14 protein-coding genes and 1 pseudogene are annotated in these 13103 nt (G+C 71.3%); all 15 read right to left on the bottom strand.

The genetic code is table 11. The features are described 5' to 3' along the window. Window positions 1–45: 45 nt before the first annotated feature. Window positions 46–936: a twin-arginine translocase subunit TatC gene (tatC, locus tag PUR56_RS18530; protein WP_443034528.1), complete on the bottom strand. Its 891-nt coding sequence runs from the start codon at window positions 934–936 to the stop codon at window positions 46–48. Between the two features lie 152 nt (window positions 937–1088). Then, window positions 1089–1400: a Sec-independent protein translocase subunit TatA gene (gene tatA, locus PUR56_RS18525; RefSeq protein ID WP_329874977.1), complete on the bottom strand. Its 312-nt coding sequence runs from the start codon at window positions 1398–1400 to the stop codon at window positions 1089–1091. Window positions 1401–1733: 333 nt separating this feature from the next. Next, window positions 1734–1913 carry a hypothetical protein gene (locus PUR56_RS18520; protein WP_329949755.1) on the bottom strand — a complete coding sequence of 60 codons (180 nt, stop codon included), beginning with the start codon at window positions 1911–1913 and terminating at the stop codon, window positions 1734–1736. Window positions 1914–1976: 63 nt separating this feature from the next. Continuing rightward, window positions 1977–2210, bottom strand: coding sequence for a hypothetical protein (locus PUR56_RS18515; protein WP_329874972.1), 234 nt, complete (start codon window positions 2208–2210; stop codon window positions 1977–1979). Window positions 2211–2213: 3 nt separating this feature from the next. Beyond that, on the bottom strand, window positions 2214–3170 hold the full coding sequence (locus PUR56_RS18510; protein ID WP_329949754.1) for a helix-turn-helix transcriptional regulator: 957 nt from the start codon (window positions 3168–3170) through the stop codon (window positions 2214–2216). Next, window positions 3167–4147 carry a helix-turn-helix transcriptional regulator gene (locus PUR56_RS18505; protein WP_329949753.1) on the bottom strand — a complete coding sequence of 327 codons (981 nt, stop codon included), beginning with the start codon at window positions 4145–4147 and terminating at the stop codon, window positions 3167–3169. The genes PUR56_RS18510 and PUR56_RS18505 overlap by 4 nt, the downstream gene beginning before the upstream one ends. A gap of 169 nt (window positions 4148–4316) precedes the next feature. Continuing rightward, window positions 4317–4697 (bottom strand): FKBP-type peptidyl-prolyl cis-trans isomerase, encoded by a 381-nt coding sequence (locus PUR56_RS18500; RefSeq protein ID WP_329874968.1) that lies wholly within the window; start codon window positions 4695–4697, stop codon window positions 4317–4319. A gap of 145 nt (window positions 4698–4842) precedes the next feature. Then, window positions 4843–6156 carry an FKBP-type peptidyl-prolyl cis-trans isomerase gene (locus tag PUR56_RS18495; RefSeq protein ID WP_329874967.1) on the bottom strand — a complete coding sequence of 438 codons (1314 nt, stop codon included), beginning with the start codon at window positions 6154–6156 and terminating at the stop codon, window positions 4843–4845. Between the two features lie 219 nt (window positions 6157–6375). After that, window positions 6376–7365 (bottom strand): FKBP-type peptidyl-prolyl cis-trans isomerase, encoded by a 990-nt coding sequence (locus PUR56_RS18490; protein WP_329874965.1) that lies wholly within the window; start codon window positions 7363–7365, stop codon window positions 6376–6378. 169 nt (window positions 7366–7534) lie between these two features. Further along, window positions 7535–8896, bottom strand: coding sequence for a Pup--protein ligase (pafA, locus tag PUR56_RS18485; protein WP_329874963.1), 1362 nt, complete (start codon window positions 8894–8896; stop codon window positions 7535–7537). Window positions 8897–9019: 123 nt separating this feature from the next. Beyond that, window positions 9020–9787, bottom strand: a complete 768-nt coding sequence (gene prcA, locus PUR56_RS18480; protein WP_329874961.1) for a proteasome subunit alpha — start codon at window positions 9785–9787, stop codon at window positions 9020–9022. Window positions 9788–9822: 35 nt separating this feature from the next. Beyond that, window positions 9823–10617: a proteasome subunit beta gene (gene prcB, locus PUR56_RS18475; RefSeq protein ID WP_329875040.1), complete on the bottom strand. Its 795-nt coding sequence runs from the start codon at window positions 10615–10617 to the stop codon at window positions 9823–9825. Beyond that, window positions 10614–10691 (bottom strand): annotated as a pseudogene (locus PUR56_RS18470) (endonuclease VII domain-containing protein); the annotation flags it as partial. The pseudogene PUR56_RS18470 and the gene prcB, both read right to left, overlap by 4 nt. Before the next feature lie 144 nt (window positions 10692–10835). Continuing rightward, the gene (locus PUR56_RS18465) at window positions 10836–11054 is read right to left on the bottom strand and encodes a ubiquitin-like protein Pup (protein WP_329874959.1); all 219 of its coding nucleotides are present in this window, start codon (window positions 11052–11054) and stop codon (window positions 10836–10838) included. 173 nt (window positions 11055–11227) lie between these two features. Then, window positions 11228–12739 (bottom strand): depupylase/deamidase Dop, encoded by a 1512-nt coding sequence (gene dop / locus PUR56_RS18460; RefSeq protein WP_329949752.1) that lies wholly within the window; start codon window positions 12737–12739, stop codon window positions 11228–11230. Between the last annotated feature and the right edge of the window lie 364 nt (window positions 12740–13103).

Raw genomic sequence — 13103 nt, 5'->3', positions numbered from 1 at the left:
GCGATGCGGCAGGTCGGGGCTTCCGGGACGCTCGGCCCGGTCGGATCAGGTGATGTCGTCCATCTGCTCGTGCCGGGCCGCGGGCACCGACGCGGAGGCGGTCGGCGTGCCGGAGGCCTCGATCGCCTCGGCCCCGGAGACCGGCGCCACCGTGAGGTCGACGTGGGACGCCTCCTCGTCGCTCAGCTCCAGGTCCGGGTTGCGGCGGGCCCGGCGACGGTCGTTGATCATCGCGATACCCACCGCGACGAAGTACAGCGCCCAGATCGGCGCGGCCAGCGCCAGCATGCTCAGCGGGTCCGCACTCGGGGTGGCGAAGGCCGCGAAGACGGTGATGCCCATCACCATGCCGCGCCACCAGCCGAGCAGCCGCTTACCGGTGACGACGCCCACCAGGTTGAGCATCACCAGCAGCAGCGGGAACTCGAAGGCCAGGCCGAAGACCAGCACCAGCCTGGTCGCGATGTCGAAGTAGTCCGCGGGCGGCAGGATCGGCGTGGTGTCGTTCGGGGTGAACGAGATCAGCACCTCGACGGTCATCGGCAGCAGCAGGATCGCCAGCCCGACACCCGCCAGGAACAGCGGCGCACCGCACACCATGAAGATGACCGTGTACTTGCGCTCGTGCTTGTGCAGGCCGGGCGCCACGAACGCCCAGAGCTGGTACAGCCAGACCGGCACGGTGGCGACCACACCCGCCGTCAGGGCGACCTTCAGCATCCAGTTGAAGCCCGCGGTCAGGCCGATGGTGGAGACCTGTGCGCAACGGCCCTCGGATTCGAGGATGACCTCGGGGGTGCACTGCGGCAGGGGCTTGAGCAGGAACGACTCGATCTGCTTGTGGTAGATCAGCGCGACGATCGTGAACACCACGATCGCCAGGACCGACTTGACCACGCGGTTCCGCAGTTCCCGCAGGTGGTCGGCGAGGGCCATCCGCCCCTCGGGATCCTTGGGCGCCTTCTGCGCCTTGGTGAGCTTGCTCAACCCCGGTCCTCAACTCGTGCGTCGAGGCCCGCCGGTCGGCGGGCCTCCAGTGGTCGCGTGCGTCGCGTGCCTCGCGTGCGCGTCTTCACGGCGGGACGTGTTCAGTGCGCCCGGCCGCCGTCGGACGCGGCAGCACCGGCGGACCGTCCCGAGGGCTGCTCGCTCACCGGCCGGGAGGTCGCGGACGCCCCCGGCGCGGACTGGATGGTCTTCGCGGCGACGTCGTCGGCCACCGCCGGCGCGGGCGGGGCCGAGGCGTCCGCCGCCCCCTCCGAACGCATCGCCTGGGTCTCGCTCTTCAGGATCCGCATCGACTTGCCGAGCGAACGCGCCAGGTCGGGCAGGCGCTTGGCCCCGAAGAGGAGAATGGCAAGGACCACGACCACCAGAATCGCGATCGGCGAGATCCGCATGCTCGACCACCTTCAGTCTCGGCGGCACCGGCGGGCCGCCCGCTGCGGGGATGGTAACCGCTGCGGATGACACCGTGACGACGGCCGCCCGAACAGGACAGCGGCCCCCTCGCACTCAGGAGCCTGCTGAGAGCGTAACGCGCCGGTACCCCCGTACAGCAGCCCCCCGGCACCCCCGACCGCCGATCCCGGCAGGTCGGCCCGGTCCGGAAGAGGTCGGACGACCGCGGGCGGGGCCGGGCGGACGGCGCGGAGCGGAGCGGACGGACGGACCGGACGGGAGCCGGCACCGCCGCCGGGAGGGCGCCGGGGCCGATCCGCGACGGCGCGGGGTCAGGGACGTCCCGGCGCCGAGGCCGCGAGGTCGCCGGCCGCCTCGGCGAGCGCCCGGGAGGCGGTGTCCACTCCCTCGGCCAGCGCCCGCACGTCCAGCCAGAGCCGGACCGCGAGGACGCCGAGCACCAGCAGGCCGGCGGTGGCGACGAGGACGGCGGCGACGAGCATCCAGGACATGGCCCCACCCTATCCGCCGCCGCGGGCCGCGCCTCCCCCGCTCGGCCCCGCCCCGCCGCCCGCTCAGCCCTCGGCCGGCATCAGCCGCATGGTGCGCACCCCGGCCACGGTCAGCGCCGCGACGATCTTCTCCCCCGCGGGCTTGCGCACGGCCGCCCCGCAGAGCGGGCAGCCGAAGCTGTAGTGCGCCTGGGCCGGGGTCCGGCCGAACGTGAGGCGGAACTGCTCGGCGGGCAGCTCGACCTTCTCCCGGCACTCCGAGCAGTAGACCTTGAATCTGGTACCGGCGGGCTCCACGGCTCAGACCAGCCCCTCCCCGTAGTGGGCCAAGGCCTCCAGCGCCGCCGCCCGTGCCTGCCCGGCGAGCTCCGGCGGGGAGACGATCCGCCCGTCCCGGCCCAGCCGCAGCGCCAGCGGGCGCAGCTGCGAGGGGTCGGCGCTGCGCAGGGTGATCCGCAGCCCGCCGTCGGGCAGCTCCTCGGCCCGGTCGTGGGTGTAGTACTCGGCGACCCAGCGACCGCCGGAGGACACCTCGACCACCACCTCGGGGTCGTCGGCCGAGGGGTTGACCAGCCCCCCGGAGAGGTCGCGCGGCTCCCGCTTGGGCGGATCGGCGGGGACGTCCAGCACCCGGATCTCGGCGACCCGGTCGAGCCGGAACATCCGGTGGTCCTCGGAGGTCCGGCACCAGGCCTCCAGGTAGGTGTGGCCCTCGGTGAGCAGCCGGATCGGGTCGACCTCGCGCTCGGTCATGCCACCGCGCCCGTGCGAGTAGTAGCGCAGCCAGAGCCGTCGGCCCTCGCTGAGCGCGCGGTCGATGTCGGCGAAGACGTGGCTCTCGGCCTCGAAGGTGACGCCGACCCGGGCGCTGCCCTCGGCGTTCTCCCCCGCCGCGTTCTCGATCTTGGCGACGGCCCGGGTGAGCGCCTCCCGGTCACCGGCCCGCAGGCCCGGCAGCCCGGCCACCGCGCGGGCGGCGACCAGCAGGGCGGTCGCCTCGTCGGCGGCCAGCCGCAGCGGCTGCGCGACGTCGTCGACGTTGTGCCACCAGATCCGCTCGCCGTCGGTGTCGATGTCGAGCAGGTCGCCGCCGCGGAAGCTGGTGCCGCACATCGGGAGCACGTTGAGGTCGCCGATCAGCTCGCGCTCGGTGATGCCGAACGCACGGGCGACCTCGGCCACCTCCGCGCCGGGGCGCTCGCGCAGGTAGGTGACCAGCGAGAGCATCCGCCGGGTCTGGTCGATCGCGTTGCTCATGCCCGCACACCCTCCACCACAGTGCCGGCCACCGCGCGCAGCCGGTCGATCACGTCGGCCCGCAGCTCCTCCGGCCCGACCACCAGGACGTCCGGCCCGAACTCCGCCAGGTCGGCGCCGAGCCCGTTGCCGTACGGGATCTCCAGCTCGTCCCAGCCCTCGTCGGACCGCCGGGTGGAGAGCGCCTTGGTGCGCAGCGGGAACCCGGCGCCGCGGCGGATCCTCACCACGGCCGTGGCGGTGGCCCCTTCGCCGGCGAACTTGGCGACGGTGGCCCGGACGTCCACGTGCTCGGGCACGGTGCCCAGGAAGGCGCCGGAGCGGGCGCGGATCTTGCCGGTGATCCGGCTGAGCCGGAAGACCCGGGCGTCCTCGCGGTCGCGGTCCCAGCCCGCCAGGTACCAGTGGCCGCGCCAGCACTCCAGGGCCCACGGCTCGACGCTGCGCTGCTCGGCGGCGGCGGCCCCGGCCTTGCGGTACTCGAAGGTGACCGGGCGGCGGTCGCGGGCGGCGGTGAGCAGCGGCTCGAACGCGGCCTCCCGGGCCGGGATCCGCGGCTCCAGGGCCGGCCGGCCCTCGGTCTCGGTGAACGGGACGCCGGCCGCGCGGAGCTTCTGCAGCGCGCCGCTGGCGGCACCGGACATCTTGGCCTGCTGCCAGACGCGTGCCGCGAGGGTGAGCGCGGCGGCCTCCTCGGCGTCGAGGGCGATCTCCGGCAGCCGGTTGCGGTCGGCGCGGGCGAGGTAGCCGAGCTCGCCGTCGAGGGCGTTCTCGTCGACGTCGATGACCAGTCCGAGCTCGCGCAGGTCGTCCTTGTCCCGCTCGAACATCCGGTTGAAGGCTTCCTCGCTGCTGTTCTGCCAGGCCTCGCGATACGCCTCGATGGATTCCCGCAGCTCCTTCTTGGAGAGCGGACGTCTGGTGTTCATCAGGCACAGGGCGAGATTCATCAGCCGCTCTGCCTTGGCGATCGCCATCGCTGACCCTTCCGGTGTGCCGCGCCGCGCGCGGGGTGTGCCCGCCGGGCCGTCGTGGGACCCGGCGGGACCGACCGTACCGGTAGCGGTACGCAGTGCAAAAGCCGAGTCCGGAAACGCGTGGGGCCGCACCCCGTTCCCGGGGTGCGGCCCTGCGTCACGACCGGTTTCAGACGCCGATCAGGTCGACCACGAAGATCAGGGTCGAGCCCGCCGGAATGGCCGGGGTCGGCGACTGGTTGCCGTAGCCCAGGTGCGGCGGGATGACCAGCTCGCGACGGCCGCCGACCTTCATGCCGGCGACGCCCTGGTCCCAGCCCTTGATGACGCGGCCGCCACCGAGCGGGAACTTGAACGTCGAGCCGCGGTTCCAGCTGGCGTCGAACTCCTCGCCGGTCGCGAAGGTCACGCCGACGTAGTGGACCTCGACGACCTGGCCGGGCTTGGCCTCCTCGCCGGTGCCGACGACGATGTCGCGGATCTTGAGCTCGGCCGGCGGGTCGCCGACCGGGAAGTCGATCTCAGGCTTGCTCACTGTGCCTCTTCTCACGGTTGGTTCGGTCCATGACCAAGCGGCGGGCGCCCGCACCCCCGGTCCGTTCCCGGACCACGGTACGGGCGCCCGCCGCCCGTCCGGGCGGGCCACGCGGCCCGGCCCGAAGGTCACACGCACACCATTGTCACCCGAAAGTGGATCAGCCCTGACCGGCGTCGAGAATGTCGACGACGAAGACCAGCGTGGAGTTGGCCGGGATGTCGCCCTGGGCCTGGTCCTTGTAGCCGAGCGACGCCGGGATGACCAGCTCGACGCGGCTGCCGATGGTCTGGCCCTCCAGGCCCTGGTCCCAACCGGCGATGACCTGGCCGCCGCCGAGCGGGAAGGAGAACGCCTGGCCCTTGCTGAGCGAGGAGTCGAAGACCTTGCCGTCCTTGAACAGCGCGCCGGTGTACTGGACGAGGATCTTCTCGCCCTTCTCGACCTTGCGGCCCTCGCCCTTGATCAGGACGTGGGACTTCAGCTCGGTCGGGTCGGCCGCGCCGGCCACCGGCGTGATGTCGGCCGGCTTCTTGCCGTTGTCCTTGACCTGCGGGAAGTCCGCGGGCGGCGGGGTCACGGTGCCGCTGACCACGGCGTCCGGGGCGTTGCTGTTGCGGATGTCGATGACGAAGATCAGGTTGTCCTTCGCCCCGATCGACATGCTCGGGTTGCCCTGCGCCCCGAAGGCGGCGGCCGGCGGGGCCACCACCAGCAGCCGGCTGCCGGCCTTCTTGCCGACCACGGCCTGGTCGAGCGCCGGGATCAGCGCGTCGGTGCCGGCCTGGAAGATCTGCGGCTTGCCCTTCTCGTCGTACGAGGAGGGGATGTCCTTGCCGGTGTTCCAGTCCTTGCCGGTGTAGTCGACCGAGGTCCAGGAGTTCTTCTCGACCTTGGGGCCGGTGCCCTCGGTGAGGACCTTGACCACGAAGTTGCCGTCCGACTGGTCGGCGGGCACCTCGATGGTGGCCTTCTTGCCGAAATCGCCGGTGACCGTCGGCAGCACCTTGGCGGTGTCCTTGATCGGCGGGACCGGGTCGGCGGTCGGCGTGGCCGGGGCGCTCTTGGCGGCGTCCGGCTTGGCGGCGGCGCTGTCCGACGAGTCGTCGTCCTTGTTCACCAGGTACAGCGTCACGGCGCTGCCGATCAGCAGCACGGACAGCACGGTGCCGAGGATCACGCCCAGCTTGCCGACGTTCCCCGGGTTCTCGTCGTACCCGGCCTCGGAGGTGTCCTGGCGACGCACGGTCGACGCGAAGATCTGCGGGGTCTCGTCGGTCTTCGTCGCGCCCGTCGGCCGCGGGGCATCGCCGGGCTGGGCCCAGCCGGCCTGCTGCTTCAGGATCGACGGCGGTACGACGATCGACTCGCCGTCGCCCGGAAGCGGGCCGCCGGGCCGCGAGTCTGCCGGGTCACCGGCGGAGTTTCCGTTCGCGGTGCCGGCTCCGCCCGGGCTCGACGCTTTCTCAGACATGACTCCCCATCCATCTCGCCACGAGGTCTTCGAGGTCTACGGCCGGCGTGGTGGGCGCCGGAGTGCTGTCGCACTGCGCGCCCGGACCCCGGACGCCGGCGGCGCCTACCACAGTGCGAGGGCAGTATGACAGGTCAGGATGAGGGCGGGCGCTTCCCTGTGCGAGCGCCCGCCCAAGCGTACGGAATCGCCGCGGCCTTTCCCAGGCCGCGGCGGAGGCTACACGGCCTCCAGGATGTCGATCACGAAGACCAGCGTCGAGTTCGGCGGCACCGCGCCCTGCGCCTGGTCCTTGTAGCCCAGGGCCGGCGGCACCACCAGTTCGACCCGGCTGCCGACGGTCTGGCCCACCAGGCCCTTGTCCCAGCCCTCGATCACACTGCCGGTGCCGATCTGCAGCGCCTGGGCACCCCCGTGGCTCCAGGAGGAGTCGAACTGCTGGCCGTTGCTCCACAGCACCCCGGTGTACTGCACCACCAGGGTCTGTCCCTCCTTCACCTGCTTGCCCTCGCCCTTGATCAGCACCGCCTGCTGGAGCTCGGTCGGCGGGGCCTGCCCCGGCGGCACGGTGATCGTCACCGCGGCCTTGCCGTTGTCCTTGACCTGCGGCATGGTCGCCGGCGGCGGCGTCATGGTGCCGGAGAGCGTGGCGTCCGGCGGCAGGCTCTCCATGATGTCCAGTACGAAGACCACGGTGTCCCCCGGTCCCACCCCGAGCTGGGTGCTGCCCTGGGTGCCGAAGGCGGCGGCCGGCGGGGCCACCACGAGCAGCCGGCTGCCGACCTTCTTGCCGATCACGCTCTGGTCGAAGGCGGGCACCAGCTGCCCGCTGCCGGCCTGGTAGAGCTGCGGCTTGCCGCCCGCGTCGTACGAGCTGGGCAGGTCCTTGCCGGACGACCAGTCCTTCGCGGTGTAGTTGACCGTGACCCAGTCGCCCTTGTTGACCGTCGACCGGTCGCCCTCGCTGACGGTGTTCACCACGAACTGGCCGCTCGGCTGGCCCTCGGGGAGGGTGATGGTGGCCTTGCTCCCGAACCCGCCGCCGGACAGCGTCGGCATCGGCGAAGCCTCGTTCACCGGGGTCGGCACGGTGGGGGCGACACTGGGCGACGCCGTGGGCGTGGCCGGGCTGGCGGGTCGGGTGGAGCTGCTGCAGGCCACCGCCAGCAACAGGGGCAGGGTGAGAAGCAACCCGGCGGTGCGGCGCACGGTGTTCCTAACTGTCGGTCAAAGTCGGCTCTCCGGACTCGACGGACAGCGTATTCCCCGCCGGTGCCCGGCCCCGGTAGACACCACCGGGCCCGGGCGCCGCAAAGATCACACCGGCGGGGGACGCCGCACCCCGGCGGCGCCCCCGTTCACCTCGCCGCCCCTGCGCTCACATCCCCGCGATGAGCTTCTCCACCCGCTCGTCGACCGACCGGAACGGGTCCTTGCACAGCACCGTCCGCTGCGCCTGGTCGTTCAGCTTCAGGTGCACCCAGTCGACGGTGAAGTCGCGGCGCTGCTCCTGCGCCCGGCGGATGAAGTCCCCGCGCAGCCGGGCCCGGGTGGTCTGCGGCGGGATCGACTTGGCCTCGAAGGTCTTGAGGTCGGTGGTCACCCGGAGCGCCTGGTTCTTGGCCTGGAGCAGGTAGAACAGGCCCCGCCGGCGGTGGATGTCGTGGTAGGCGAGGTCGATCTGGGCGACCCGCGGGTTGCTCATGCTCATCTGGTGCTTCTCGCGGTAGCGCTCGATGAGCTTGTACTTCATGATCCAGTCGATCTCGGTGGCCACGTCGTCCAGCCGCTCGGTCTTCACGGCCTCCAGGGTGCGGCCCCACAGCTCCAGGACGCGCGCGATGGTGCCGGTGTTGATGCCCTTGCGGTCGGCGAACTCCAGCGCCTTCGTGTAGTACTCCTCCTGGATGTCCAGCGCGCTGGCCTCCCGGCCGTTGGCCAGCCGGACCTGGTGGGTCCCGGTGAGGTCGTGGCTGACCTCGCGGATCGCCCGGATCGGGTTCTCCAGGGTGAGGTCGCGCATCACCACGCCGGCCTCGATCAGCCGGAGCACCAGGTCGGTGGAGCCGACCTTGAGCAGGGTGGTGGTCTCGGACATGTTGGAGTCGCCCACGATGACGTGCAGGCGCCGGTACCGCTCGGCGTCGGCGTGCGGCTCGTCGCGGGTGTTGATGATCGGACGGGAGCGGGTGGTCGCCGAGCTGACGCCCTCCCAGATGTGCTCGGCCCGCTGGCTGACGCAGTAGACCGCACCGCGCGGGGTCTGCAGCACCTTGCCGGCGCCGCAGATCAGCTGCCGGGTCACCAGGAACGGGATCAGCACGTCGGCCAGCCGGGAGAACTCGCCGTGCCGGGCCACCAGGTAGTTCTCGTGGCAGCCGTAGGAGTTGCCCGCCGAGTCGGTGTTGTTCTTGAAGAGGTAGACGTCCCCCGCGATGCCCTCCTCGTGCAGCCGCCGCTCGGCGTCGACCAGGAGTCCTTCGAGGATGCGCTCGCCCGCCTTGTCGTGCGTCACCAGCTCGACGACGTCGTCGCACTCGGGGGTGGCGTACTCGGGGTGGGATCCGACGTCGAGGTAGAGGCGGGCACCGTTGCGCAGGAACACGTTGCTGCTGCGGCCCCAGGAGACTACGCGGCGGAAGAGGTACCGGGCCACCTCGTCCGGGGACAGCCTGCGCTGCCCGCGGAACGTACAGGTGACGCCGTACTCGTTCTCCAGCCCGAAAATTCGGCGGTCCATGGGCCATCCATTCTCTGATGGGAGCTGTCCGAAACCGCCTCCGCGGCGCCGTCCGGGCCGCCGCAGGGGCACCGGGGTCCCTGCGCCGGTCGTTCGCCGGCCGCCGCGGGGACCCCGCAGGCACTACTGGTCGGAGGCGGCCGGCGGGGTGGCCGCCGGCTTCTCCTCGTCGTCGGTCTCGGCGGACTCGTCGCCGTCGAGGAGCCGGGCGAGCTGGCCGCCCAGGATCCGCTTGAACTTGCGCTGCTGGAAGCGCTGGCGGTCCAGCACCGCCACCTCCAGCTGCTCGGGGGTGAGGGTGCGCGGGCTGCCGCCGTTGGGGTCGCGGGCGAGCGAGTCCACGGCCACCTTCACCGCGTCGGTGAGCGAGAGCCCGGTGCGGTGGCGCTGGCCCAGGTAGTTGCCGATGGAGTCGGCGTTGCCGCCGACCACCACGTAGTTCTGCTCGTCGACGACCGAGCCGTCCGGGGTGAGCCGGTAGATCTGGTCCTCGTCGGTGGTGCGGCCGACCTCGGCCACGATGAGCTCCACCTCGTAGGGCTTCTCGCCGACCGAGGAGAAGATGGTGCCGAGCGTCTGGGCGTAGACGTTGGCCAGACCCCGCGCGGTGACGTCGGCCCGGTCGTAGGAGTAGCCGCGCAGGTCGGCGTAGCGGACGCCGCCGATGCGCAGGTTCTCGAACTCGTTGTAGCGGCCGACCGCGGCGAAGGCGATCTTGTCGTAGATCTCGGAGACCTTGTGGAGCGCCCGGGAGGTGTTCTCGGCGACGAAGACGATGCCGTCGGCGTAGGTGAGCACGACCACGCTGCGACCGCGCGCGATGCCCTTGCGGGCGTACTCGGCGCGGTCCGCCATGGCCTGCTGGGGCGAGACGTAGAACGGTGTCGACACCGGCGGTCGTCCCTTCCTTGGTAGGTGTGGCGCGGCTAGAGCAGCGGGGCCTGCGGGCCGTTGGGGCGGCCCAGGCGGTGGTCGGTGATGGAGACGACGATGTCGGAGACCTCGGCGTCGGTGAGCCGGCGGAAGCCGTCCTCGGTGATCAGCGACACGATCGGGAAGATCCTGCGGGCGAGGTCCGGGCCGCCGGTGGCGGAGTCGTCGTCGGCCGCGTCGTACAGGGCCTGGACGACGGCGGTGGAGGCCTGCTCGGCCGTGAGGTCGTCGCGGTAGAGCTTCTTCAGCGAACCGCGGGCGAAGACCGAGCCGGAACCGGTGGCGGCGAAGCCGCGCTCCTCGGAGCGGCCGCCGGTGACGTCGTAGTTGAAGATCCGGCCGCGGCCGAGGTCGAGGTCGTAGCCGGCGAAGAGCGGGACGACGGCCAGACCCTGCATCGCCATGCCCAGGTTGCCCCGGATCATGGTGGTGAGCCGGTTGGCCTTGCCCTCCAGCGAGAGCACGGTGCCCTCGATCTTCTCGTAGTGCTCCAGCTCCAGCTGGAACAGCCGGACCATCTCCACCGCGAGGCCGGCGGTGCCGGCGATGCCGACCGCGCTGTACTCGTCGGCCGGGAAGACCTTCTCGATGTCCCGCTGGGCGATCACGTTGCCCATGGTGGCCCGGCGGTCACCCGCGAGGACCACGCCGCCGTCGAACACCGCCGCGACGATGGTCGTCCCGTGCGGGGCCTGGACGATGCCTTCGGGCAGGCCGCGCCGGCCCGGGATCAGCTCCGGCTGGTGGTCGGCGAGGAAGTCGAGGAACGACGAGGACCCCGGGGTCAGGAAGGCAGCCGGTAGACGCCCGGTGCCACGAGTGTTGGCTTCCACACGATTCCTTCCAGGTAGCTTGAAGCGCGCGCTGCCCGCACCCTACCCGCCGGACGATCACTGTCCAGTGCGGCGGAGGGCCGGACCGGGGCGGACGGACGGCTCACGCCGCCCGCCCGCCGTTCTCGGTCGCAACCGCGAAATTCCGGAATACCCGCGGAGGGGTGCCGGGCTTACTGCCCGCCCTTTTGCACGAACTGCCGCACGAAATCCTCGGCGTTCGACTCCAGGACCTCGTCGATTTCGTCCAGAACGGCGTCGACGTCGTCGCTCAGCTTTTCCTGGCGTTCCTTGAGCTCGTCGGAATTCTGCGTTTCCGCGGCCTGCTCCTCGACCTCCTCGGAGGAGCGGTTCGCCCGCTGCTGGCCGCCGTCGGTGTCCTTGCTCGCCATTTCCCTCACCCCGCTCGATCGTCTGGCACGGTTTGGTCGTTGCTTGCTGCACCGACCCTATACACAAGGTGCGACTACCCGCTTCCGGTTTGCCGGGGCGCATCCTGTCCAACACCCGCTGCCACCCCGGATGATTCCCATTCGCCGGGATTTCACCCGTGGTGATCGGAAAACTACCCGCCGGAGAGCACCCGGAGCAGGTCCTCCGCGGTGCGGCAGCGGTCCAGCAGCTCCTTGACGTGGTTCCGGGTGCCGCGCAGCGGCTCCAGGGTGGGAACCCGCTGGAGCGAGTCCCGCCCCGGCAGGTCGAAGATCACCGAGTCCCAGGAGGCGGCCGCGACGTGCTCCGCGTACTGGTCGAGGCACCGCCCGCGGAAGTACGCCCGGGTGTCCTCCGGCGGCTTGGTGACGGCCCGCGTGACCTCGTCCTCGGTGACCAGCCGGTCGAACCGCCCGCGGGCCACCAGACGGTTGTAGAGGCCCTTCTCGGGGCGCACGTCGCTGTACTGGAGGTCGACCAGCTGGAGCCGCGGACTGTCCCACTCCAGGGCGTCCCGGCTGCGGTAGCCCTCCAGGATCTCCCGCTTGGCGATCCAGTCCAGCTGGCGGGAGAGCGACATCGGATCGCGCTCCAGCCTCCCCAGCACGTCCTCCCAGCGCGCCAGCACGTCCACGGTCTGCTCGTCGGCGTCGGTGCCGAAACGGTCCTCGACGTACTTGCGGGCCAGCTCGAAGTACTCCAGCTGGAGCTGGACGGCGGTGAGCCGGCGCCCGCTGCGCAGCGTGATCAGGTGTTTGAGCGTGGGGTCGTGGGAGACCCGGTGCAGGGTGCGGACCGGCTGGTCGACGGCCAGGTCGGAGGCGATGAAGGCGTCCTCGATCATCGCCAGGACCAGGGAGGTGGTGCCGAGCTTGAGGTAGGTGGAGATCTCGGAGAGGTTGGCGTCCCCGATGATCACGTGCAGCCGGCGGTACTTCTCGGCATCGGCGTGCGGCTCGTCGCGGGTGTTGATGATCGGGCGCTTGAGGGTGGTCTCCAGGCCGACCTCGACCTCGAAGTAGTCGGCCCGCTGACTGATCTGGAAGCCGTTGGCCGAGCCGTCCTGCCCGATCCCCACCCGGCCGGCGCCGGTGACCACCTGGCGGGAGACGAAGAACGGGGTGAGGTGGCGGACGATGTCGGCGAACGGCGTCGCCCGCTTCATCAGGTAGTTCTCGTGGGTGCCGTAGGAGGCGCCCTTGTTGTCGGTGTTGTTCTTGTACAGGTGGATGTTCTGCCCGTTGGGCAGTTCCAGGGCGCGCTGTGCGGCGGCTGCCATGATCCGCTCGCCGGCCTTGTCCCAGAGCACGGCGTCGCGCGGGTTGGTCACCTCGGGCGAGCTGAACTCGGGGTGCGCGTGGTCCACGTAGAACCGCGCGCCGTTGGTGAGGATGATGTTGGCGAGGCCGATGTCCTCGTCGGTCAGCTGGCTGGCGTCCGCGACGTCCCGTGCGAGGTCGAAGCCCCTGGCGTCGCGCAGCGGATTCTCCTCCTCGAAGTCCCAGCGGGCCCGCCGTGCCCGGTGCATCGCCGCCGCGTACGCGTTGACGATCTGGGACGAGGTGAGCATGGCGTTGGCGTTGGGGTGCCCCGGCACGGAGATCCCGTACTCGGTCTCGATGCCCATCACGCGCCGTACGGTCATGCGGCCCTCCTTGCCCGGTGTACCGCCCCCGACGGGCGGAACACGCTGACGTACCGCTGTGCAACACCGGCGCCGGCCGTCTGCCTGCGAACGGTGGGTCGAGCCTAGAACGCGGCACCGACCGGCGGGCCCCGAGACGCGCCGTCCGGCTGCGGGGCCACGAGGCACCACAGCCGGACGGGGCGCGGGTTCCGGGACCGCCGACGGTCCGGACCGGATCGGTTACAGGTACTGCCCGGTGTTGGCGACAGTGTCGATCGAGCGGCCGGACTCGGCACCCTGCTTCCCGGTGACCAGGGTCCGGATGAAGACGATCCGCTCGCCCTTCTTGCCGGAGATCCGGGCCCAGTCGTCCGGGTTGGTG

This window comes from Streptomyces sp. BE303 (assembly GCF_036290945.1).
Taxonomy (GTDB): domain Bacteria; phylum Actinomycetota; class Actinomycetes; order Streptomycetales; family Streptomycetaceae; genus Kitasatospora.
Note: the sequence above shows the minus strand (reverse complement) of the source record. Positions and strands in the feature narration are given on the sequence as shown.

Coding starts and splice junctions, on each gene's coding strand:
- tatC (WP_443034528.1), bottom strand. CDS start 936: ATGGCCCTCGCCGACCACCTGCGGGAACTGCGGAACCGCGTGGTCAAG.
- tatA (WP_329874977.1), bottom strand. CDS start 1,400: ATGCGGATCTCGCCGATCGCGATTCTGGTGGTCGTGGTCCTTGCCATT.
- PUR56_RS18520 (WP_329949755.1), bottom strand. CDS start 1,913: ATGTCCTGGATGCTCGTCGCCGCCGTCCTCGTCGCCACCGCCGGCCTG.
- PUR56_RS18510 (WP_329949754.1), bottom strand. CDS start 3,170: ATGAGCAACGCGATCGACCAGACCCGGCGGATGCTCTCGCTGGTCACC.
- PUR56_RS18505 (WP_329949753.1), bottom strand. CDS start 4,147: ATGGCGATCGCCAAGGCAGAGCGGCTGATGAATCTCGCCCTGTGCCTG.
- PUR56_RS18495 (WP_329874967.1), bottom strand. CDS start 6,156: ATGTCTGAGAAAGCGTCGAGCCCGGGCGGAGCCGGCACCGCGAACGGA.
- pafA (WP_329874963.1), bottom strand. CDS start 8,896: ATGGACCGCCGAATTTTCGGGCTGGAGAACGAGTACGGCGTCACCTGT.
- PUR56_RS18465 (WP_329874959.1), bottom strand. CDS start 11,054: ATGGCGAGCAAGGACACCGACGGCGGCCAGCAGCGGGCGAACCGCTCC.
- dop (WP_329949752.1), bottom strand. CDS start 12,739: ATGACCGTACGGCGCGTGATGGGCATCGAGACCGAGTACGGGATCTCC.